This window comes from Streptomyces sp. NPDC051218 (assembly GCF_044455475.1).
In the GTDB taxonomy this organism is placed as follows: Bacteria; Actinomycetota; Actinomycetes; order Streptomycetales; family Streptomycetaceae; genus Streptomyces.
The window spans coordinates 117,517-138,842 of record NZ_JBITEU010000004.1 but is presented as its reverse complement, the minus strand read 5'-3'; the positions used below and the strand labels follow the sequence as shown (position 1 = coordinate 138,842).

The following is a 21,326-nucleotide window of genomic DNA, read 5'->3' as shown; positions in this document are numbered from 1 at the left end:
ACTCGCCGGAAAAGGAGGGGTTGTCGCCCGTAGGCTGGAAGGCATGACCACGACGGGGGAGAAGCACATCGCGGCCGTGAGCGGGCCGTGGTGGTGGGAGCGGCGGCGTAGTGCCGTGCTGGATGTGGGGCTTGCGTTGGCCTCGGCGGCGGAGTGCGGGGCCGAGGGGATCACGTTCGCGGGGGACACGGGGATTCCCACGGGGGTGGGGATCGCGTTCGGGGTGCTGGCGGGGGCTTCGCTGGTGTTGCGGCGGCGGTGGCCGATCGCGGTGGTGCTCATTTCGATCGCGATCACGCCCGCTCAGATGGGGATCTTCCTGACCGTGGTCGGGCTTTACACGCTGGCCGCTTCTGAGTTGCCGCGGCGGATCATCGGTTCCCTTGCCGGGATGTCGTTGCTCGGGACGCTCATCGTGACGCTGGTGCGGACCCGGCAGGACATGGAGAGCGGGGAGCTGGGGTTCGCGGAGGGGTTCATACCGTTCATCGCGATCACGACGTCGATCGGGCTGACCGCGCCGCCGATTCTGCTCGGGCTGTATGTCGGGGCTCGGCGGCGGCTGATGGAGAGTCTTCGGGAGCGTGCGGACAGTCTGAAGGGTGAGTTGCAGCTGCTGGCCGAGCGGGCGGAGGAGCGGGCGGAGTGGGCGCGTAACGAGGAGCGGACCCGGATCGCGCGGGAGATGCATGATGTCGTCGCGCATCGGGTGAGTTTGATGGTGGTGCATGCTGCCGCGTTGCAGGCTGTGGCGCGGAAGGATCCTGAGAAGGCTGTGAAGAATGCCGCGCTCGTGGGGGACATGGGGCGGCAGGCGCTGACGGAGTTGCGCGAGATGCTCGGTGTGCTGCGGACGGGGGAGCCGACGCCGGCGGCGGGGGGTCGGCACGGGTCGGTGTCGGATGCGGTGCCGTTGGCGGCGGTGGGGTTCGCCGCGGCTGCTGCGGCCTCGCGTGCGGTGGACGAGGACGGGCCGTGTCTGGCGGAGCTCGACGCGTTGGTGGGGCAGTCCCGTGCGGCGGGGATGGTGGTGGATCTGTCCGTGGAGGGTGAGTCCCGTGCGTACGCGGCGGACGTCGAGCAGACGGCGTACCGGGTGGTGCAGGAGGCGTTGACGAACGTGCACAAGCACGCGGCGGGCGCCAAGACGTTTGTGCGGCTCGCGCATCGGGGTGCGGAGATCGCGATGCAGGTGGAGAACGAGCCGCCGCCGGAGGTGGGTCCGGGGGATGCTCGGCTGCCGAGTGGGGGCAATGGCCTGGTGGGCATGAAGGAGCGGGTCACCGCGTTGGGCGGTGTTTTTGTGTCGGGTCCGACGGATGCGGGTGGTTTCCGGGTGTCGGCGGTGTTGCCGGCGGCGGCCGTCGCGGCCTAGTTCTCGTGGCGGCAGTCCGCGCTCAGCCTGCCTTGAGGCGTTCCGGCTGGGTGCCGGATGCCAGGGTGGCGAGGGCTTCGTCGATGTGGGAGCCGAGGTACCAGTCGCCGCTGTGGTCGAGGCTGTAGACGCGGCCTTCGGCGTCGATGGCGAGGAGTGCCTGGGTCTCGGTCTCCTCTCCTATGGGGCAGACCTGGGTGTCGAGGGCGCGGCCGAGGTCGCCGAGGGTGCGGGCGAGGTGGAGGCCGTAGAGGGGGTCGAGGTGCACGGTGGCGGGGGCTATGTGGCGGCCGGGGCCCTGGGGTGCGATGTGCAGTCCGCCGAATTCGGCCCAGGCCTCGACGGCGGCGGGGAAGACGGCGTGCTGGTGTCCTGCGGGTGAGGTGTGGCGGCGCAGGACGTCGGCCCAGATCTCGGCCTGTTTTATGTCCCAGCGTCCGGGGGTCCAGCCTGCCGCGCGCAGGGCGGCGTCGACGGGGACGGGGAAGCGGGGGGATGCGGCTGTGGGGGTGGTGGGGTGGTCGGTGTGCTGTTCGGTGTGCATGTGTGACATGTGCGGCTGCCCTCGTAGCGGTTCGCGGTGTGGGGTTCGCGGTTCGGTGGTGGGGATCAGGATTCCGGGGTCGCGGGTTCCACGATCCGTACGCCGAAGTGCGCGGTGAGGGCGGTGCAGGAGCGGCAGGGGCGGGCGAAGCCGCCGTGGAGGGGGTCGCCGTCCTCGCGGATGCGGCGGGTGGTGAGCTTGGCGTGCTTGAGGGCCTTGCGGGCCTCGCCGTTGGTCATCGGTTTTCGCGCCGCGCGTTTGGAGCGGCTGCCGTCGGCGGCCGTGAGGTGGCGTGAGATGAGGATGGCTTCGGCGCACCGGCCGGTGAAGCGTTCGCGCTGGCCGCTTGTGAGGGTGTCGAGGAAGTCCTGTACGAGTGGGTGCAGAGCGGGAGGTTCCTCGCCGCGGCCCGCGGTGCAGGTGAGGGTCGCGCCGCGGACGGAGAGTGCGGCGGCGACGGTGGGGAGTATGCCGTCGCGGCGCTGGCGCAGCATGGGTGCGTGCGCGGTGGCGCTGCTCCAGCCGACGCGTGGATCTCCCGTGTCGCCGGGGTTGTCGGTGGTCGCTGTGGGCGCCGTCGTGGCCGTCGTGTGGCCGCTCGTGCCGGTCTGTGCCGTGTGCATGGTGGTGCTTCCCTCCCCGCAACTCGCGGCTGTGACCGCGTGTGCCACGCCCCCGCGTTGCGGTGACAGCCTGCCAAATGGGGCGGGTGGTGCGGAAGCTGGGGCACCGCGACACGCCTGGCTTTCGGCTCACGGTGACGGTCCGGTGGCTGCTGGTCATGGAACCGGAGGCCCGGTGACCGGTGTCGTCCTTACGCATAGGCTGTCGACATCCGCAGAACCGTTAACAGTGCCGCAGGGGGCAACCGCCATGACGACAGGTCGGCTGGGGCAGCAGGCCGCACCGCCGAACGCGGCCTATGCCGGGCAGGTCGTGCACTTCCCGGATCCGGTCCGGGCCACGCGCCATCCCAGGGGTGTGCGTGTGGACGAGCACGGCTTTCCGGACTTCTCGGCCTACGCGCGTGCGGCCGCCGAGATCGCCGAGCCTCCGGAGGGTTTCGGCGTCGACGAGCTGCGCCTGACGGACTATGTCTCCGCGAACGCGGCGATGGCCGCGGTGGATCATGATCTGTGGGACACGATTCCGCCGGTGGCGACTCCGCACGGCTGGACCTGGCACCACGTGCCGGGCGGCAGGCGTCTTGAGCTGGTGCCGGTGGAGGTGAAGGCGCTTCTGCGGCATCACGGCGGGCTCGCGACGACGCCGGTGGACCAGAACAAGAGGGGTACGCGTCCGCTGCAGGAGACCCGTCCCGCGCATCTGGCGCTGCCGAAGTCGGCGGTGGCGGTGTCCGAGCAGGAGATCCTCGGTGCCGAGGAGGAGCTGGGTTACCGGCTGCCCGGCGCCTACCGTTCCTTCCTGAAGGCGGCGGGTGGCTGCGCGCCGGTGGGTACGGCGCTGGACGCGGAGCTCGGTCTCCTGATCGACCAGCCGTTCTTCACGGTGCGGGACGAGGCCGCGGTCAACGACCTGGTGTACGTGAACAAGTGCCTGCGCGACCATCTCACCAAGGATTACCTGGGAGTCGGCTTCGTGCAGGGCGGCATTCTCGCCGTGAAGGTCAAGGGTGACCGGATCGGGTCGGTGTGGTTCTGCGCGTACGACGACGCACGGGACGTGTCGGAGGCGGCCGGCTGGGCGCCGGCCGAGCGTGTGCAGCGGCTGCTGCTGCCGTGCGGTGACGACTTCGACGCGTTCTTGTCCCGGCTCGCGGGTAATCCGCCGGAGTTGGAGACCGTGGCGAACCTGATGGTGGACGGTGGCTTCGCGCGCGCCGTCCCGGTGGGGGAGTGACTTGTCGATGGTGACCTTCGCGCAGGCGCAGGAGCGCGCCGAGGAGTGGATCAACGGCGATGTGCCCGGATACCAGCACCGTGAGGTGCGGGTGCGGGAGTTCGAGCTCGGTTTCGTCGTGTGGGCGGAGGACCGTGAGAACGGTCCGGTGTCCGACGGCGGCCGTCAGCGTCTCGTCATCGCGCGGGACAGCGGCGACGCCACGCTCTGGCCGGGTCTGCCGGTCGGTGAGGTGATCCGCCGTTACGAGGAGGAGTACGGCGCCCCGGATGTGGCGCCGGAGGACGCGGTGCCGGCTGCGCCGGAGCGGGTGGACCTGAATCAGACGTCGTTCCTGTTGAGCCCGCCGGAGTGGCTCCAGGAGGCGGCGGACAAGCTGGGCATTCCGGATCGCAGGGCGGAGTCGGCGAGTTCGGCGAGTTCGGCGAGTCCGGCCAGTTCGGCAGGGACGCCGGCGTCGGCTGCGCAGGCCGCGCCTGCGGGACCTGTCGCACCTTCGGCTCCCGAGGCCCCCGTGGCCCCCGCCGCGTCGTCCGCCGCCCCCGAAGCGCCCGGTGGTGGTACGCCGTGGCCCGCGGCCGGGGCGTCGGCTGCGCCTGCCGGGGACACCCCGTGGGCCGGTACGGACACCAACGCGGAGTCCGGCGACGACCGTTCGGTGCCGGCGCCCGCGACGGTCTTCGCGCCGCCGCTGGTCGGCGGTGACGATGACGACGCTCCGCCGCCCGGTGTGGCGCCGGAGGCCAAGACCGCGCTGATGCACGGCGGCAGCGGTCTGCCGTCGACGACGGTCGCGCCCGCGCTCGACGGTCCGAACCTGCCGCTGCCTCCGGCCGCTCCGGGGCCGAATCTGCCGCCGCCGCCCGCGGGTGCCGCGGTGAACATGCCGCCGCCTCCGGGCGTGAGCGCGCCGGACCCCTCCGCGTACGGCTACCCGCAGGGTGCCGCTCCCGGCGCGGTGCCGCCCGGTGCCGGGGACATCGCCGACGCCGCGACCAGCAAGGCGCAGGCGCCGCCGCGTGGTGCGCGGGGCAGCGGCGCGAGTACGCCGCCGCCTCCCGGTGCCCCGGGGACTCCCGGTGTGCAGCCGGGCAGTACGCCGCCGCCGCCGTCCGGTCCCGGTGCTCCGGGCACCCCGGCGGGCGGTTACGTCCCGACGCAGCTCGTCTCCTCGCTCGGCCCCGACGGACCTCAGCCGCCCGCGGCTCCGGGTGCGCCGCAGCCGCCCGCCGCCCCGGGTACGCCTCCCGGTGGGGTGCACCACGCGGCGACGATGTTGGCGGACCCGAGCTTGGGCGGTCCTGGCGGGATCAAGCCGCCGGGTGCTCCTGGTGCTCCGGGTGCTCCGGGTGCGCCGCAGCCTCCTGGTCCGCCCGGTGCTCCGGGTGCGCCTCCGGGTGGGGTGCACCATGCGGCGACGATGCTGGCGGACCCGAGCTTGGGTGGTCCTGGCGGGATCAAGCCGCCGGGTGCTCCTGGTGCTCCGGGTGCGCCGCAGCCTCCTGGTCCGCCCGGTGCTCCGGGGGCTCCTGGTGCGCCGCAGCCCCCGCAGGGTCCTGGTGCTCCCGGTGCTCCCGGCGGTGGTGTCCACCACGCCGCGACCATGCTGGCCGGGCCCGCTGTCGGCGGTCCGGGTGCGCCCATGCCGCCGCAGGCTCCCGGCGTTCCAGGTCCTCCTCCTGGCGCTCCCGGCATGCCGCCGCCCGCGCCGGGGCAGCCCGTTCCCGGTCAGCCCGGTCAGCCGTACGGCTATCCGCAGCCGCCCACCGGTCAGCCGACCGTCGGGCCCGGCTACCAGGCCGTGCTCCGTTACCGCGCGCAGGACGGCTCCGAGCAGCAGCTCATCCGCCGCTCGGCGCCCGGTACCCCGCACCCGGAGTGGCAGATCCTGCACGAGCTGCGCGGTATGAACGTGCCGCCGCAGCAGGTGCTCGAACTCCACACGGAGCTGGAATCCTGCGAGCTGCCCGGCGCGTACTGCGCCCGCATGATCCGGGAGACGTGGCCGCAGGCGCGGATCACGAGCATCGCCCCGTACGGCAGGGACCACGGGTCCCGGCAGGGTGGCATGCAGCAGCTGATCGCGCACCAGGCCGAGTTGCACCAGGTCGCGGACGGCCCCGCGCGCCCCGCGCCGGTGCGCGCGCCGCTGCCGCAGGTGCAGCCCGCGCCGCCGATTCCGCCGGAGGGTGTGGCGCAGGAGCTGATGGGCGCGTTCGGGCCCGGCATCTTCCGCTTCGACCAGCGGGCGGTCTCCCGGCAGGGCGTGCCCGACCTCGTGGCGCACACGCTCGTCGTGGCGGGTCTGCCGGTCGACTTCGGGCCGTTCTTCTGGGCGCAGGCCCAGCCGGGCCGTCCGGTGCCGACGCTCGCGGAGACCGCGCAGGAGCGTGGGGTGCAGCCGGCGTCGGACGCCGGTTCGTACCTCGTCATGGGCAGTGACTTCGGCCGCGCGATCTGCGTCCAGTACGGCACGGCGAACATCGTCGCCGTGCCGGTGGAGGCCGGTCCCGGCGGGGCGCCGGTGCCGCCGCAGTTCGTGAACACGGGTCTGCCGGAGTTCGCGCGCTGCCTGGCGTTGCTCGGTCGCATGTGGCGGCTGCGGTACGGGTTGAACCAGGAGCAGGCGGGCCGCTGGACCGTGGACTTCCAGGGCCAGCTCGCGGCGCTGGACCCGGCGGCGCTGGCTTCGCCGGAGAGCTGGTGGTCGGTACTCCTTGAGCAGATGTGGGACGGGTTGTTGTAGCCCCCGCTGCGGTGAACGAGGCGCCCGACCCCTGTGCGGGGTCGGGCGCCTCGTTCGTTCCTGTGCCGCCGCGGTCCGTTCCTGTGCCGCCGCGGTCCGTTCCTGTGCCGCCGCGGTCCGTTCCTGTGCCGCCGCTTCGCGGCGGATCTCTCCCACCCACCCACCCGAGCACCCCGGGGTACTCGGGTGGGTGGGCGGGAAAGATCGCCGCGAAGCGGCGGGCTTGGTGCGGGTGTCAGCGCCGTGCCCGCCGCGCTGGGGAGAAGCAGCACCCCCCGATTCCGACTTCTGGCAAGAAATAACGCATCCTTGAGCGGATGAGATGTGCGGAGTGTCGCGTTATGAGCGCTTCCGCTTGATCCATCAAGATGTGCGCCAATCGCGTAATACGCGCGTGGTGCGTCGGAGGAGGGATTCAAGGATGAGCAGCGGTTCAACGGCGGAGGAGCACGGCTTCGTCGTCGTGCGGGGGCGTGGCTACCGTCCCGAGCAGGTGGACGCGTACGCCCTCGATCTGTCCCAGGACCGCGACGGCGCGTGGGAACGTGCCGCCCGGCTCACCGTCCTCGCCAAGGAGATGGAGGCGGAGGCGGAGCGGCTGCGGGACGTGGTCTCGCGGCTCGCCCCGCAGACGTACGAGACGTTGAGCGAGCGCGCGCGCAGCATCCTCGCCCAGAGCGAGGCGGAGGCAGCGGCCCTACGGGAGTCGGCGCAGGCCGACGTGCGCAGCGTGACGGAGGCGGCCGAGACGGAGGCGCGGGAGATCCGTGAGGCCGCTCGCGCGTACGCCGACGAGATCCTCGGCGAGGCCGACGAACGGGCCCGGCAGCGGCTGCTCGCCTGCCGCGCCGCCGCGGACGAGTCGCGGATCGCGGCCCGCCGTGATGTGAAGGAGTGGCGGGGGGAGGCCCTTGCCGCACTGCGGGAGACGCGGCAGCGCAGTGCCGCGCTCCTGGAGGAGCAGGAGAAGGAGCACGCCGAGCGCCGGGAGGCCGCGGAGCGGGAGATCGCCGAGCGGGAAGCGGAGGCGGAGGCCGAGGAGGCTGCGCTCGTGGTCGCCGCCGAGGCCCGCCTGTCCGAGGCCAAGCGGGCCTTCGCGGAGGCCGAGGAGTCCGCGAGGCACGGGCAGGAGGACGCGGAGGCGCGGGGCGCGGAGCTGGTCGCCGCCGCGGGTGTGCGGGAGGAGGGCATCGCGCGGGACACCGAGCGGATGCTGCGGGAGCACGGGGAGGAGTGGGACGAGGTGCGGGCGCACATGGAGCATGTGCGCAGCAGTCTCGCTGCGCTGACCGGGCGGGTGTCCTAGGCCGCCGCTTCGCGGCGGGTCTTTTCCCGCCCACCCACCCGATTGCCCCGCAGTATCTACCTCCTCGTCACCCCCGCCAGAATCCAGCCCTCCACCGCCTCGTACCTCCCGCGCTGTTCCTCCGACTCCCTCGGCCCCGATGACACCGTGCCGAGCCAGCCCAGGAGGAAGCCGAGGGGGATGGAGGCGATGCCTGTGGTGGTGAAGGGGAACCAGTTGAAGTCGTGGTGCGGGAACGCCGAAGTGGGCGAGCCCGAGACGAGGTTGGTGCCCGTCATGAGGATGATCGAGCCGAGGGTGCCGCCGATGAGGGTCCACAGGAGGCCCCTGCGGGTGTAGCGGCGCCAGAAGAGGCTGTAGACGAGAGCCGGGGCGAGGGCGGACGCGCCCAGGCAGAAGGACAGTGTGACCAGGGGTTGCAGGTTGTGGTGCTGGACCATGACCGCCAGGACGATCGCGAGGCCCCCGATGGCGAGGGCCGAGACGCGGGCCAGGGTCATCTCGCGGCGCGGGGTGAGTTCCTTGCGCAGACGCAGGTGCGCGAAGACGTCGTGCGCCAGGGAGTTGGCGCAGGCGAGGATCATTCCGGCGACCGAGGCGAGCAGCGTCAGGAAGATCGCCGTGGTGACCGTCGTGAAGATGAGGGTCTCGAACGTCGAGGCGTTCGCGCCGAACACCGCCTTGGAGCCCAGGAGGTAGGCCGTGTTGCCCTGCGGGTCCGCCTGTGCGATCGCGGCCCGTCCGATCATCGCCGTCGTGCCGAAGCCGACGATGGTGATGATGAGGACGAACAGCGCCACCGACGACACCGCCCAGGACATCGAGCGCCGTATCTCGGGCGCGCTGCGGGCCGTGTACATGCGCATCGTCACGTGGGGGAGGCAGGCGCCGCCGAGGACCACGGTGAGTTCCGAACTGATCATGTCCAGGCGGGGGTGGGGGCCGCCCGCGAACTGGAGGCCGGACTGGAGGAAGGCGGGGCCGACCCCGCTGCCCTGCTCCGCGGCGGCGAGGAGCGCGCCGAGGTCCCAGTCGAAGCGGCGCAGGATCAGGGCGGCGATGACCACCCCGGAGCCGAGCAGCATGACGATCTTCAGGATCTGGATGAGGGCGGTGCCCTTCATGCCGCCGATCGCCGCGTAGCTGATCATGAGTGCGCCGAGTGCGATGACGCATCCCGTCTTCACGCCTTCGCCGGAGAAGCCGAGGATGAAGGAGAGAAGGTCGCCCGCGCCCGCCAGTTGCACCAGCATGAGGGGGATCAGTGCGGCCAGGGTCGCCGCGCACGCGGTGATGCGTACGGCGCGTCCGGGCATCCTGCGTGTCAGTACGTCGCCCATGGTGAACTGGCCCGCGTTGCGCAGGGGTTCGGCGAGCAGGAACATCAGGAGCATCAGGGACAGTGCTGTGCTCAGGGCCAGGACGACACCGTCGTACCCGAGGAGCGCGATGATTCCGCCGGTGCCGAGTACGGTCGCCGCCGAGATGTAGTCGCCCGCGATGGCCAGGCCGTTGCGCAGGGGCGAGAGGGCGCCGTAACCGCCGTAGAACTCGCCGAGGTTGTCGCGGTCGGGGCCCGTCATCACGCACAGGAGCAGGGTGAGGGTGACGACCGCGGTGAACGCCACCAGGGACATGGCCTGCGCTGAGTCGGTGGCCAGGGTGAGGCCGGGGCTGACCGGTGGGGTGGAGGGGCTCATCGGTTGGCCTCCAACTCCGCCAGTTTGCGCAGCCGTTCGGCCAGCGGGTCGACCCTGCGGCGGGCCGTGAACTCGTACAGCGCTATGGCGAGCAGGGTGACGGGCACCTGGCACAGGCCGAGCAGCAGGCCGGTGGAGAGTCCGCCGGAGACCGTGTCCGTCATGAGGGAGGGGGCGAAGGCGGAGAGGATCAGGAAGAGCGTGAAGTAGCCGAGGGCTGTGAGGGTGGCGACGCGGCGCTGCCAGCGGTAGGCGCTGCGCAGATGGCGCAGGTCGCTGTGGCGGCCGAGCGCGGGGTGGCGGGGGAGACGTGGGGGCGGCGGGGGAGGCGGCGGCGCGACGGGCTGCCAGGGGTAGGTGGGATAGGAAGGGGAGGAGGGTGAGGAGGGTGAGGAGGGGTGCGTGGGAGACGAGGGGGAGGAGGGGTACGTGGGGTACGAGGGGGAGGTGGGGGTGGAGTTGTGGGGTGGGACGTGGGGTGGGTGAGGGTAGGACATCCCGGATTCTCCTTGCGCGGCGTCGGTCCGGTGCGGGACCGCAGGGAGCGAGAGGTGAGGATCGAGCACGCTACTGGTAAGTAGCGCGGCCGCGAAGGGTTTTGCCCATACTGGTTGGTCGGTCTATTCGGCCGGTCTGTTCAGGGGGCGTTCGCGCGGGGCGAGTTCGGCCTTTCCGCCGCTCTCCGGGCCTTCCACCTCGCCGTTCTCCGGGGTTTCCGCCCCGATTACCGGAAACCGCCGGGGGGCCAGGAACATCAGTACGAGGAGTGCGAGCACCGCCGCGCACCCCGCCCCCACGTACACGGTGTCCACCGCCGAGTCGACCGCGCGGCGCAGCCGTTCGGGGTCGGCGACCGCGCCCGGGTCCGCGGTGTTCTCCAGGGCATGCGCCACCGAGTCCAGGGAGCCCGCGCCGCCGAGCCGCGAGGTGAGGACCGCGTTGGCGACCGCGCCGAAGAGGGCGGCGCCCAGGGTCTGGCCTATCTGGCGGCAGAACAGGATGGAGGCGGTGGCGGTGCCGCGCTCGGACCAGCCGACGGTGGACTGCACCCCGACGATCAGCGGCAGTTGGAAGAGGCCGAGCGCGGCGCCGAGAAGCAGCATGAGCAGGGCCGGCTGCCAGGCCTGTCCCGGGTAGGGCAGGAAGGGGAACGCGAAGAGGAAGAGCGCGGCACCGCTGATGCCGATGAGCGCCGTGTCGCGAAAGCCCAGCCTGCGGTAGACGTGCTGGCTCAGGGCGGCGGAGACCGGCCAGCTCAGGGTCATCACGGAGAGCACGAACCCGGCGGCGATCGGCGCGAGGCCGAGCACGGACTGGGCGTACGTCGGCAGGAAGACGGTGGGCGCGACCATCAGGAGGCCGAGCGCGCCCAGGGCGAGGTTGACCGCGGCGATGGTGCGCCTGCGCCAGACCCAGCCGGGGATGATCGGCTCCGCCGCGCGCCGTTCGATGACCACGACGGCCCCGGCGAGCAGCAGCCCGCCCGCGAACAGCGCGAGCGACGGCGCGGAGAGCCAGCCCCAGGCGACGCCGCCCTGCACGAGCGCGGTGAGCAGGACGCCGCCGCAGGCGAAGACGGTGAACGCGCCGGCCCAGTCGGTGCGCCCGCGGGCCGCCTTCTCGCGCTGCGGCTCGTGGAGGTGGCGCACGATCAGCCAGAGGGCCACCGCCCCGATGGGCAGGTTGATCAGGAAGATCCAGCGCCAGTCGGCGTACGCGGCGATCAGACCGCCGAGCGCGGGTCCCGCGATCGACGAGGCGGCCCATACGGTGGACAACTTGGCCTGGATCTTGGGGCGTTCCTTGAGGGGGTAGAGGTCGGCGGCCAGGGTCTGCACCGTCCCTTGGAGCGCGCCGCCGCCCAGGCCCTGGACGACGCGGAAGGCGATGAGCGCCGCCATGTTCCAGGCCACGGCGCACAGGGCCGAGCCGATCAGGAAGAGGATACTGCCCGCGATGAGGACGGGCTTGCGGCCGAAGGTGTCGGAGAGCTTGCCGTAGATGGGCAGGGTGACGGTGACGGCGAGCAGATAGCCGGAGAAGAGCCAGGAGAAGACGGAGAAGCCGCCGAGGTCGCCGACGATCTGGGGGATGGCCGTCGAGACGATCGTGGAGTCGAGGGCGGCGAGCGCCATGGCGAGCATGAGGGCGGCCACGACGGGCCCGCGCCGCCGGGTGTCCTGCGTGGCCGAAGGTATGCCGCCTGTGCCGCCCACCGAGATTCCTTCCCCCTGCATCTAATTGCTTGCGGCCACCTTCTCACCCGATGTGCGTCCGGGGCAGGGGTGCCGAGCATCCCGGCTGGTGGGCCGGTGCCCGGTCGGCAGGAGGGAGGAGCGACCCCGAGAAGGGCTCCACCGAAGGGTGGAGAACCCCTAGGGGAACCTCCGTACTACGGACCGGGGAGCGTTCGTACCGCTGGAGGATGAGAAGGCCCCTGCCGCTTCTTAGATTGGCTTTATGCCGAGGGGGCGGGCAGGGGGGGCGCCTCGTGGCGCACTCGGGGAGGAGCTCGGGTCGGACAAGCCACACCTTCGGGGGTGGGGTTTTCCCCAGCAAAAGACTGCGCTGGGCACCAGCGCGCGGGGGCCGTCGGACGGTCAGAATCTTTATGCGTAGCGAACACGTCCGAGTACACCTGACGTACCGCACAACCGACTTAGGAGATATACCGTGACATCGGCTGTAACCATTCCCAGGCACGGGGGCACTGGAGGGCGTACGGCCGTGGCGGCACGGGCGCGCCAGGTCGTGAAGGCGTACGGGTCCGGGGAGACCCGGGTCGTCGCGCTCGACGAGATCGACGTGGACATCGCCCGCGGGCAGTTCACCGCGATCATGGGTCCCTCCGGCTCCGGCAAGTCGACCCTGATGCACTGCCTCGCGGGCCTGGACACCGTGTCCTCCGGGCAGATCTACCTCGACGAGACCGAGATCACCGGCCTGAAGGACAAGAAGCTCACGCAGCTGCGCCGGGACCGGATCGGCTTCATCTTCCAGGCGTTCAACCTCCTGCCCACGCTCAACGCCATCGAGAACATCACGCTCCCGATGGACATCGCGGGCCGCAAGCCCGACCGCGGCTGGCTGGACCAGGTCGTGGAGACCGTCGGCCTCGCGGGCCGCCTCAAGCACCGCCCGACCGAGCTCTCCGGCGGCCAGCAGCAGCGCGTCGCCGTGGCCCGCGCCCTGGCCGCACGCCCGGAGATCATCTTCGGTGACGAGCCGACCGGAAACCTCGACTCCCGTGCGGGAGCGGAGGTGTTGGGCTTCCTGCGCAAGTCGGTGACCGAGCTGGGCCAGACCATCGTGATGGTCACGCATGACCCGGTGGCGGCCTCGTACGCGGACCGGGTGCTCTATCTAGCGGACGGCCGGATCGTCGACGAGATGTACGCGCCGACCGCCGATTCCGTCCTCGACCGCATGAAGGACTTCGACGCGCGGGGGCGCACGTCATGACCGTCCTCAAGACCTCGATGCGCAACTTCTTCGCGCACAAGGGCCGCATGGCGCTCTCCGCCGTGGCCGTGATCCTGTCGGTGGCGTTCGTCTGCGGCACGCTCGTCTTCTCCGACACGATGAACACGACGTTCGACAAGCTCTTCGCCGCGACGTCCGCCGATGTCACCGTCACCAGCAAGAACGCCGAGGACTCGGGCGAGACGCCCGACAGCGGCAGGCCCGAGTCGATACCCGCGTCGCTCGTCGACCGGGCGAAGAAGGCAGAGGGCGCGAAGTCCGCCGAGGGCGCGGTCAGCAGCACGGCCGTCACCGTCGTCAACGCGGAGAAGGAGAACGTCGGCCCGACCGGCGGCGGCCCCACCATCGCCGGGAACTGGACGCACAACGACCGGCGTTCGATGGACATCACCTCCGGGCACGCCCCGCGCGGACCCACCGACGTGATGATCGACTCCGACACCGCCGACAAGCACCACCTCAAGATCGGTGACGAGCTGCGCACCATCGCGGTCGCCGGCGACCACACCGCCAAGATCTCCGGCATCGCCACCTTCAAGGTGACCAACCCCGGTGCCGCGATCGTCTACTTCGACACCGCGACGGCGCAGCGTGAACTCATCGGCTCCACCGGCAAGTTCACCCAGGTCAACGTGAGCGCCGAGCCGGGCGTCAGCGACTCGGTCCTCAAGCGGAACGTCGCCGAGACCATGGGCGCGGACGCCTCCGCGTACAAGGTCAAGACGCAGCAGGAGACCTCGGACGACGGCCGTGAGAGCGTCGGCGGGTTCCTCGACGTGATGAAGTACGCGATGCTCGGCTTCGCCGGGATCGCCTTCCTCGTCGGCATCTTCCTCATCATCAACACCTTCTCGATGCTGGTCGCCCAGCGCACCCGCGAGATCGGCCTGATGCGCGCCATCGGATCGAGCCGCAAGCAGGTCAACCGCTCGGTGCTCGTCGAGGCGCTCCTTCTCGGCGTCATCGGCTCGGTCCTCGGTGTCGGCGCGGGCGTCGGTCTGGCCGTCGGTCTGATGCAGCTCATGTCCGGCATGGGCATGGAGCTGTCCACCCAGGACCTCACCGTCAAGTGGACGACGCCCGTGGTCGGCATGGTCCTCGGCATCGTCGTCACCGTCCTCGCCGCCTACCTCCCCGCGCGGCGCGCCGCCAAGGTCTCCCCGATGGCCGCCCTGCGCGACGCGGGAACACCGTCCGACGGCAAGGCGAGCGCCCTGCGCGCGCTCATCGGCCTGGTCCTCACCGGCGCCGGCGTCTTCGGCCTCTACACCGCGTCCCAGGCGGACAAGGCGAGCGAGGGATCGCTCTTCCTCGGCGGCGGCGTCGTCCTCACCCTCATCGGCTTCGTCGTCATCGGCCCAGTCCTCGCCAATGGCGTGGTCCGCGTCATCAGCGTCGTGATCCTGCGGATGTTCGGGCCCGTCGGGCGGATGGCCGAGCGCAACGCCCTGCGCAACCCGCGCCGCACCGGCGCCACCGGCGCGGCCCTGATGATCGGCCTCGCGCTGGTCGCCTGCCTCTCCGTGGTCGGCTCCTCGATGGTCGCGTCGGCCACGGACGAGCTCGACAAGTCGGTCGGCGCGGACTTCATCATCGAGTCCGAGAACACGCAGGCGATCACCCCGAAGGCCGCGAAGTCCCTGGAGAAGGCCGACCACATCGCCCACATCACCCGGTACAAGGACATCAAGGCGGACCTGACCGCCCCGAACGGCAAGACCGCGAAGAAGGTCGGCCTGAGCGCCGCCGACGCGACGTACGCCGAGGACCTGCGCAGCGAGACCGTCGCGGGCAAGCTCGCCGACGCCTACAAGCCGGACTCCATGTCGGTCGGCGAGGACTTCGCCAAGGACCACGGCATCGGCCTCGGCGACAAGGTGAAGCTCGCCTTCGACCACGGCAGGACGGGCGAGATGACGGTCCGGGCCATCACGTCGAGCGAGGCCACGATCGACGGGGGCGCGATGTACGTGAACATCTCGACCGCCGCGAAGTACGTGCCCGCCGACCGGATGCCGCCGAACGAGATCATGTTCGCCAAGGCGGAGAAGGGCCAGCAGGACGCGGCGTACAAGTCGCTGAAGGCGGCCATGGCCGATTACCCGCAGTACAAGGTCATGGACCAGACCGACTTCAAGCAGACGCTGAAGGACCAGGTCGGCCAGATGCTGAACATGGTCTACGGGCTGCTCGGCCTCGCGATCATCGTCGCGATCCTGGGCGTGGTGAACACCCTCGCCCTCTCGGTGGTCGAGCGGACCCGTGAGATCGGTCTGATGCGGGCGATCGGCCTCTCGCGCCGCCAGCTGCGCCGCATGATCCGCCTGGAGTCGGTGGTCATCGCCCTCTTCGGCGCCCTGCTCGGCCTCGGTCTCGGCATGGGCTGGGGTGCGACGGCGCAGAAGCTGCTCGCCCTGGAGGGCCTGAAGGTCCTGGAGATCCCCTGGCCGACGATCATCACCGTCTTCATCGGCTCGGCCTTCGTGGGCCTGTTCGCGGCGCTGGTTCCCGCCTTCAGGGCGGGCCGGATGAACGTCCTGAACGCCATCGCCACGGAATAGCTCCCGCTACGGGGGTGCGGGGGAATCGGCCCCCGGCAGGCGCTGCCTGCCGGGGGCCGAATCGTGCCACGACGCCTCGACGGCCAGCGGCTGTCAGTCCGGAGTCGTACGCTGGAGATCCCCGGCCCGTGCGACGTGCCGGGCGGTTCGCGTTGCCCCCGCGCGCCCTGGAACCTGGACGGAAAGCGAAAGCCCACATGAGCCTGCACGGTCTGCTCGACGCTGTCGTCAAGGACTCCGCACTCGCCGAAGCGGTCAAGGCCGCGACCGACGGCAACCGCATGCACGTCGACCTGGTCGGCCCGCCCGCCGCCCGGCCCTTCGCGGTCGCCGCCCTCGCCCGCGAGACGAACCGCACCGTCCTCGCCGTGACGGCGACCGGGCGCGAGGCCGAGGACCTGGCGGCCGCCCTGCGCACGATCATCCCGCCGGACGGAGTCGTCGAGTACCCCTCCTGGGAGACGCTCCCGCACGAGCGCCTCTCGCCCCGCTCCGACACCGTCGGCCGCCGCCTCGCGGTCCTGCGCCGCCTCGCGCACCCGCGCCCCGACGACCCCGAGACGGGCCCCGTCTCCGTGATCGTCGCCCCCGTGCGCTCGGTGCTCCAGCCGCAGGTCAAGGGCCTGGGCGACCTGGAGCCCGTGGCCCTGCGCACCGGTGAGAGCGTGGACCTGAACGACACCGTGGAGGCCCTCGCGGCAGCCGCGTACTCCCGGGTCGAGCTGGTCGAGAAGCGCGGCGAGTTCGCCGTGCGCGGCGGCATCCTGGACGTCTTCCCGCCGACCGAGGAGCACCCCCTCCGCGTCGAGTTCTGGGGCGACGACGTCGAGGAGATCCGCTACTTCAAGGTCGCCGACCAGCGCTCCCTGGAGGTCGCCGAGCACGGCCTGTGGGCCCCACCCTGCCGCGAGCTGCTCCTCACGGACGACGTACGGGAGAGGGCCGCGGCTCTCGCCGAGGCGCACCCCGAGCTCGGCGAGCTGCTCGGCAAGATCGCCGAAGGCATCGCCGTCGAGGGCATGGAGTCCCTCGCGCCGGTCCTGGTCGACGACATGGAGCTGCTGCTCGACGTCCTGCCGCAGGACTCCATGGCCGTGGTCTGCGATCCCGAGCGGGTGCGCACCCGGGCCGCCGACCTCGTGGCGACCAGCCAGGAGTTCCTCCAGGCCAGCTGGGCGGCGACCGCCGGTGGCGGTGACGCGCCCATCGACGTGGACGCGGCCTCGCTCTGGGGCATCGCGGACGTCCGCGACCACGCGAGCGACCTCGGCATGATGTGGTGGTCCGTCTCGCCGTTCGCCGCCGACGAAGACCTTGACGACGACACCCTCAAACTCGGCATGCACGCCACCGAGACCTACCGCGGCGACACCGCGAAGGCCCTCGCCGACACCAAGGGCTGGCTCGCCGACGGCTGGCGCACCGTCTACGTGACCGAGGGCCACGGCCCGGCCGCCCGCACCGTGGAGGTCCTGGGCGGCGAGGGCATCGCGGCCCGCCTCGACGGGGAACTCACCGAGCTGACGCCGTCGGTCGTGCACGTCTCCTGCGGCTCCATCGACTACGGCTTCATCGACCCCGCGCTCAAGCTCGCCGTCCTCACCGAGACCGACCTCTCGGGACAGAAGGCGGCCGGCAAGGACGGCCAGCGGATGCCCGCCCGCCGCCGCAAGACGATCGACCCGCTGACCCTGGAGGCCGGCGACTACATCGTCCACGAGCAGCACGGCGTCGGCCGCTACATCGAGATGGTCCAGCGCACCGTCCAGGGCGCCACCCGTGAGTACCTGGTCGTGGAGTACGCCCCCGCCAAGCGCGGCCAGCCCGGCGACCGGCTCTACATCCCCACCGACCAGCTGGAGCAGATCACCAAGTACGTCGGCGGCGAGGCCCCCACGCTGCACCGCCTGGGCGGCGCCGACTGGACGAAGACGAAGGCGCGCGCGAAGAAGGCGGTCAAGGAGATCGCCGCCGACCTCATCAAGCTGTACTCCGCCCGCATGGCGGCCCCCGGCCACGCCTTCGCCCCCGACACCCCCTGGCAGCGCGAGCTGGAGGACGCCTTCCCGTACGTGGAGACGCCCGACCAGCTGACCACCATCGCCGAGGTGAAGGACGACATGGAGAAGACGGTCCCGATGGACCGCCTGATCTGTGGCGACGTCGGCTACGGCAAGACGGAGATCGCGGTCCGTGCCGCCTTCAAGGCGGTCCAGGACGGCAAGCAGGTGGCGGTCCTCGTCCCGACGACGCTGCTCGTGCAGCAGCACTTCGGTACCTTCAGCGAGCGGTACTCCCAATTCCCCGTCAAGGTAAGGGCGTTGTCGCGCTTCCAGACGGAGACGGAGTCCAAGGCGACCCTGGAGGGCCTGCGTGACGGCTCGGTCGACATCGTCATCGGCACGCACCGCCTCTTCTCGTCCGAGACGAAGTTCAAGGACCTCGGCCTGGTCATCGTCGACGAGGAGCAGCGCTTCGGCGTCGAGCACAAGGAACAGCTGAAGAAGCTGCGGGCCAACGTCGACGTCCTGACCATGTCGGCCACCCCCATTCCCCGTACGCTCGAAATGGCCGTGACCGGCATCCGCGAGATGTCGACCATCACCACGCCCCCCGAGGAGCGCCACCCCGTCCTGACCTTCGTCGGCCCGTACGAGGAGAAGCAGATCGGCGCGGCCATCCGCCGCGAACTCCTTCGCGAGGGCCAGGTCTTCTACATCCACAACCGCGTCGAGTCCATCGACCGCGCGGCGGCCCGGCTGCGGGACATCGTCCCCGAGGCGCGCATCGCCACCGCGCACGGTCAGATGTCCGAACAGGCCCTGGAACAAGTGGTGGTGGACTTCTGGGAGAAGAAGTTCGACGTGCTCGTCTCGACGACGATCGTCGAATCGGGCATCGACATCTCCAACGCGAACACCCTCATCGTCGAACGCGGCGACAACTTCGGCCTCTCGCAGCTCCACCAGCTGCGCGGCCGTGTCGGCCGTGGCCGCGAGCGCGGATACTCCTACTTCCTCTACCCGCCGGAGAAGCCGCTGACGGAGACCGCCCACGAGCGCCTCGCCACCATCGCCCAGCACACGGAGATGGGCGCGGGCATGTACGTGGCGATGAAGGACCTGGAGATCCGCGGCGCGGGCAACCTCCTGGGCGGCGAACAGTCCGGGCACATCGCGGGCGTCGGCTTCGACCTCTACGTCCGCATGGTGGGCGAGGCGGTGGCCGACTACCGCGCGTCCCTGGAGGGCGGCGTGGAGGAGGAGCCGCCGCTGGAGGTCAAGGTCGAGCTGCCGGTCGACGCGCACGTCCCGCACGACTACGCCCCCGGGGAGCGGCTGCGCCTGGCGGCCTACCGCTCGATCGCATCCGCGAGCAGCGAGCAGGACGTCAAGGCGGTGCGCGAGGAACTCACCGACCGCTACGGCAAGTTGCCCGAGCCCGTGGAGAACCTCCTCCTCGTGGCGGGCCTGCGCATGCTGGCCCGCGCGTGCTCGGTCGGCGAGATCGTGCTCCAGGGCAACAACATCCGGTTCGCCCCGGTGGAACTGCGGGAGTCCCAGGAGCTGCGCCTCAAGCGCCTCTACCCCGGCACGGTCATCAAGGAGAACGCCCAGCAGCTGCTCGTCCCGCGCCCCAAGACCGCCAAGGTCGGCGGGAAGCCGTTGATCGGCCGCGAACTGCTCGGCTGGGTCGGGGAGTTCCTGACGACGATCGTGGGGTCGTAGGGCGCGGTCACGGGGTGCAGGCGTCGGCGATCGAGCGGCTGTTCTCGTAGAGGTGGTGTCGGGTGACCCGCCCGTCCTCGACCGTCAGGCGCAGTGCGAAGGGGCCTTCGAAGGATTTGCCGGTCGCCCGCACCGTGCCCCAGAGCTGCCCGAAGAGCACGGCTTCCGTTCCCTCGACCATGATCGTGTCGACGGTGGCGCCGGCCTTCTCCGGGACCGTGTGCGCGGCGAGTTCGGCGGACTGGGCGGCGCACTCGGCGGCGGTGGACCGCGGCCGGATCCACGGGACGCCCGGGTTCTCGGCGAGCATCCAGTCGACCTCGTCGGCGAAGAGGGCGGTCAGGCCCTCGCTGTCACCGCTGAGCCGGAACCCCAGGAAGGCCTGGACGGCGGCGCGGGTCGCGTCTTCGGTGGAGGGCTTGACGGTCATCCGGACTCCTCGGTCGGTGTTCCTGCGATGCCGTCGATACTTCCGCAGCGCCGGGGAAGGGGCGATTACGCCGGAGGTAATGCCGACGCCATTACGGTGACGGGGAGAGACCGAAGCGCGTGGGTCAGGGGAGGGGATGTGCCGTGGGGCATGGAGCCGTGGTGGGGCTGGTCTGTTTTCCGGTGAAGTCGATGCTGGGCGAGGAACACGAGCACCTCGTCATCGACGAGCGGGGTGTGGCCGGTGACCGGCTGTGGGCCCTGCGGCACGAGGACGGGAAGCTGGGGAGCGGGAAGAGCACCCGCAGGTTCCGGCACACGCCGGGGATGCTGGAGTACTCCGCCGCCTACGAGGACGGCGACCCCGTCGTCACCACCCCGGACGGTGAGAGGCTGCGGCCCGGCGATCCGCGGGTGGCTGAACTCTTCGGCGCAGGCGTTGAGTTGGCGCGCGAAGGCGAGGTGAACCATCAGGACGCGGGTGCCGTATCCCTGGTCGGCACCGCCTCGCTGCGCGCGCTCGGCGAGCTGCTCGGCGACACCGACCCCGTCGACGTACGCAGGCTGCGCAAGAACATCGTGGTCGAGACCGACGAACCGTGGATCGAGGAGGACTGGGTGGGCCGGGAGATCGCCTTCGACGGCGGCCCGCGGCTGCGCGTCGTCGAGCGCATCGAACGCTGCGTCATGACCACCCAGGCCCAGCGCGGCCTCCCGGCCGACCATCGCATCCTCAAGACGCTCACCGCCACGCGCGGCATGTGCATCGGCGTGTACGCGGACGTCGTGACGCCCGGCACGCTCGCGCTCGGAGCGGAGGTGACGGTCAAGTGAGGCGCCGCGGCAAGGGAGTTGGCGCCGCGCTGCTGCTCGTGCTCGTCGTCAGCGGCTGCTCCCTGGAGGAGGAGCCCGGCGGCTCTTCCGGGCCCGAAGCCAAGGGGGGACCCGCTCTCGCCGCCGTCGACACGCTCACCGTCAAGGGCCGCGCCCCCAAGACCGGTTACGACCGCGACCGCTTCGGCAGCCCCTGGGCCGACACGGACTCAAACGGCTGTGGAACCCGCGACGACATCCTCAAGCGCGACCTCAAGGACGTGAAGTACAGCGACGGCGAGGACTGCGAGGTGTCGTCCGGAGCGCTCTCGCCCGACCCGTACACCGGCAAGGACGTGACGTTCGTGCGCGGTCGCAGCCAGGTCGACATAGACCATCTCGTCGCCCTCTCGGACGCCTGGCAGAAGGGCGCGGGCACGTGGAAGCCGAGCAAGCGCATCGCCTTCGCCAACGACCCGCTCAACCTCCTCGCGGTCGACGCGGGCCCCAACCGCGGCAAGGGGGACGGCGACACGGCCACGTGGCTGCCGCCGGACAAGGGCTATCGGTGTGCCTACGTGGCGCGGCAGGTGGCGGTGAAGAAGAAGTACGAGGTGTGGGTGACGGGCGCCGAGCGGGACGCGATGAAGCGGGTCCTGTCGGACTGCCCGAGCGAGAAGCTGCCGGCCGGGGGCGGTCCGACGGCGGCGCCCGGCCGGTTCCACGCGCGCTGAGCGGTTCCGTACGCCGGAAAAAATGACTTAACAGGCTGGTCCGTGCC

The 21,326-nt window shown here is 71.1% G+C and carries 15 protein-coding genes; 9 read left to right on the top strand and 6 right to left on the bottom strand.

The features are described 5' to 3' along the window. The first annotated feature begins 43 nt into the window (after positions 1–43). Positions 44–1,375: a sensor histidine kinase gene (locus ACIBCK_RS14195; protein ID WP_399389987.1), complete on the top strand. Its 1,332-nt coding sequence runs from the start codon at positions 44–46 to the stop codon at positions 1,373–1,375. Between the two features lie 22 nt (positions 1,376–1,397). On the opposite strand, the gene ACIBCK_RS14190 is transcribed toward ACIBCK_RS14195, so the two are convergent. Next, entirely contained in the window at positions 1,398–1,919 is a 522-nt protein-coding gene (locus ACIBCK_RS14190; RefSeq protein WP_399389985.1) for an SUKH-3 domain-containing protein, read from the bottom strand. Between the two features lie 65 nt (positions 1,920–1,984). Next, positions 1,985–2,542, bottom strand: coding sequence for a YwqJ-related putative deaminase (locus ACIBCK_RS14185; RefSeq protein ID WP_399389983.1), 558 nt, complete (start codon positions 2,540–2,542; stop codon positions 1,985–1,987). Positions 2,543–2,792: 250 nt separating this feature from the next. Here ACIBCK_RS14185 and ACIBCK_RS14180 point away from each other — a divergent pair, with 250 nt between their 5' ends. From ACIBCK_RS14180 to ACIBCK_RS14170, 3 genes are all read left to right on the top strand, one after another. Beyond that, positions 2,793–3,779, top strand: a complete 987-nt coding sequence (locus ACIBCK_RS14180; RefSeq protein WP_399389981.1) for an SMI1/KNR4 family protein — start codon at positions 2,793–2,795, stop codon at positions 3,777–3,779. 7 nt (positions 3,780–3,786) lie between these two features. Continuing rightward, positions 3,787–6,525, top strand: coding sequence for an SUKH-4 family immunity protein (locus ACIBCK_RS14175; RefSeq protein WP_399390671.1), 2,739 nt, complete (start codon positions 3,787–3,789; stop codon positions 6,523–6,525). Between the two features lie 421 nt (positions 6,526–6,946). Next, positions 6,947–7,831, top strand: coding sequence for a cellulose-binding protein (locus ACIBCK_RS14170; protein WP_399389979.1), 885 nt, complete (start codon positions 6,947–6,949; stop codon positions 7,829–7,831). Positions 7,832–7,887: 56 nt separating this feature from the next. On the opposite strand, the gene ACIBCK_RS14165 is transcribed toward ACIBCK_RS14170, so the two are convergent. The 3 genes from ACIBCK_RS14165 to ACIBCK_RS14155 form a co-directional block, all read right to left on the bottom strand. Further along, positions 7,888–9,531 carry a cation acetate symporter gene (locus ACIBCK_RS14165; protein ID WP_399389977.1) on the bottom strand — a complete coding sequence of 548 codons (1,644 nt, stop codon included), beginning with the start codon at positions 9,529–9,531 and terminating at the stop codon, positions 7,888–7,890. Further along, positions 9,528–10,028 carry a DUF485 domain-containing protein gene (locus ACIBCK_RS14160; RefSeq protein WP_399389975.1) on the bottom strand — a complete coding sequence of 167 codons (501 nt, stop codon included), beginning with the start codon at positions 10,026–10,028 and terminating at the stop codon, positions 9,528–9,530. Before ACIBCK_RS14160 ends, ACIBCK_RS14165 begins: the two co-directional genes overlap by 4 nt. Positions 10,029–10,151: 123 nt before the next feature. Beyond that, positions 10,152–11,768: an MFS transporter gene (locus ACIBCK_RS14155; protein WP_399389973.1), complete on the bottom strand. Its 1,617-nt coding sequence runs from the start codon at positions 11,766–11,768 to the stop codon at positions 10,152–10,154. Positions 11,769–12,204: 436 nt separating this feature from the next. Between ACIBCK_RS14155 and ACIBCK_RS14150 the strand changes: the two genes are divergently transcribed. From ACIBCK_RS14150 to mfd, 3 genes are all read left to right on the top strand, one after another. Further along, entirely contained in the window at positions 12,205–12,993 is a 789-nt protein-coding gene (locus ACIBCK_RS14150) for an ABC transporter ATP-binding protein (protein WP_399389972.1), read from the top strand. Beyond that, a complete protein-coding gene (locus ACIBCK_RS14145; protein WP_399389969.1) occupies positions 12,990–15,575 on the top strand; it encodes an ABC transporter permease in 2,586 nt (861 codons plus the stop codon). Before ACIBCK_RS14150 ends, ACIBCK_RS14145 begins: the two co-directional genes overlap by 4 nt. A 197-nt stretch (positions 15,576–15,772) precedes the next feature. Then, positions 15,773–19,303 (top strand): transcription-repair coupling factor, encoded by a 3,531-nt coding sequence (gene mfd / locus ACIBCK_RS14140; RefSeq protein WP_399389968.1) that lies wholly within the window; start codon positions 15,773–15,775, stop codon positions 19,301–19,303. A gap of 7 nt (positions 19,304–19,310) precedes the next feature. Here mfd and ACIBCK_RS14135 read toward each other — a convergent pair whose 3' ends face one another. Continuing rightward, positions 19,311–19,733 (bottom strand): nuclear transport factor 2 family protein, encoded by a 423-nt coding sequence (locus ACIBCK_RS14135; RefSeq protein WP_399389965.1) that lies wholly within the window; start codon positions 19,731–19,733, stop codon positions 19,311–19,313. A 143-nt stretch (positions 19,734–19,876) separates the two neighbouring features. On the opposite strand from ACIBCK_RS14135, the gene ACIBCK_RS14130 reads away from it, so the two are divergent. Continuing rightward, positions 19,877–20,566, top strand: coding sequence for an MOSC domain-containing protein (locus ACIBCK_RS14130; RefSeq protein ID WP_399389963.1), 690 nt, complete (start codon positions 19,877–19,879; stop codon positions 20,564–20,566). Next, positions 20,563–21,279 (top strand): HNH endonuclease family protein, encoded by a 717-nt coding sequence (locus ACIBCK_RS14125; RefSeq protein WP_399389962.1) that lies wholly within the window; start codon positions 20,563–20,565, stop codon positions 21,277–21,279. Before ACIBCK_RS14130 ends, ACIBCK_RS14125 begins: the two co-directional genes overlap by 4 nt. Positions 21,280–21,326: the final 47 nt, after the last annotated feature.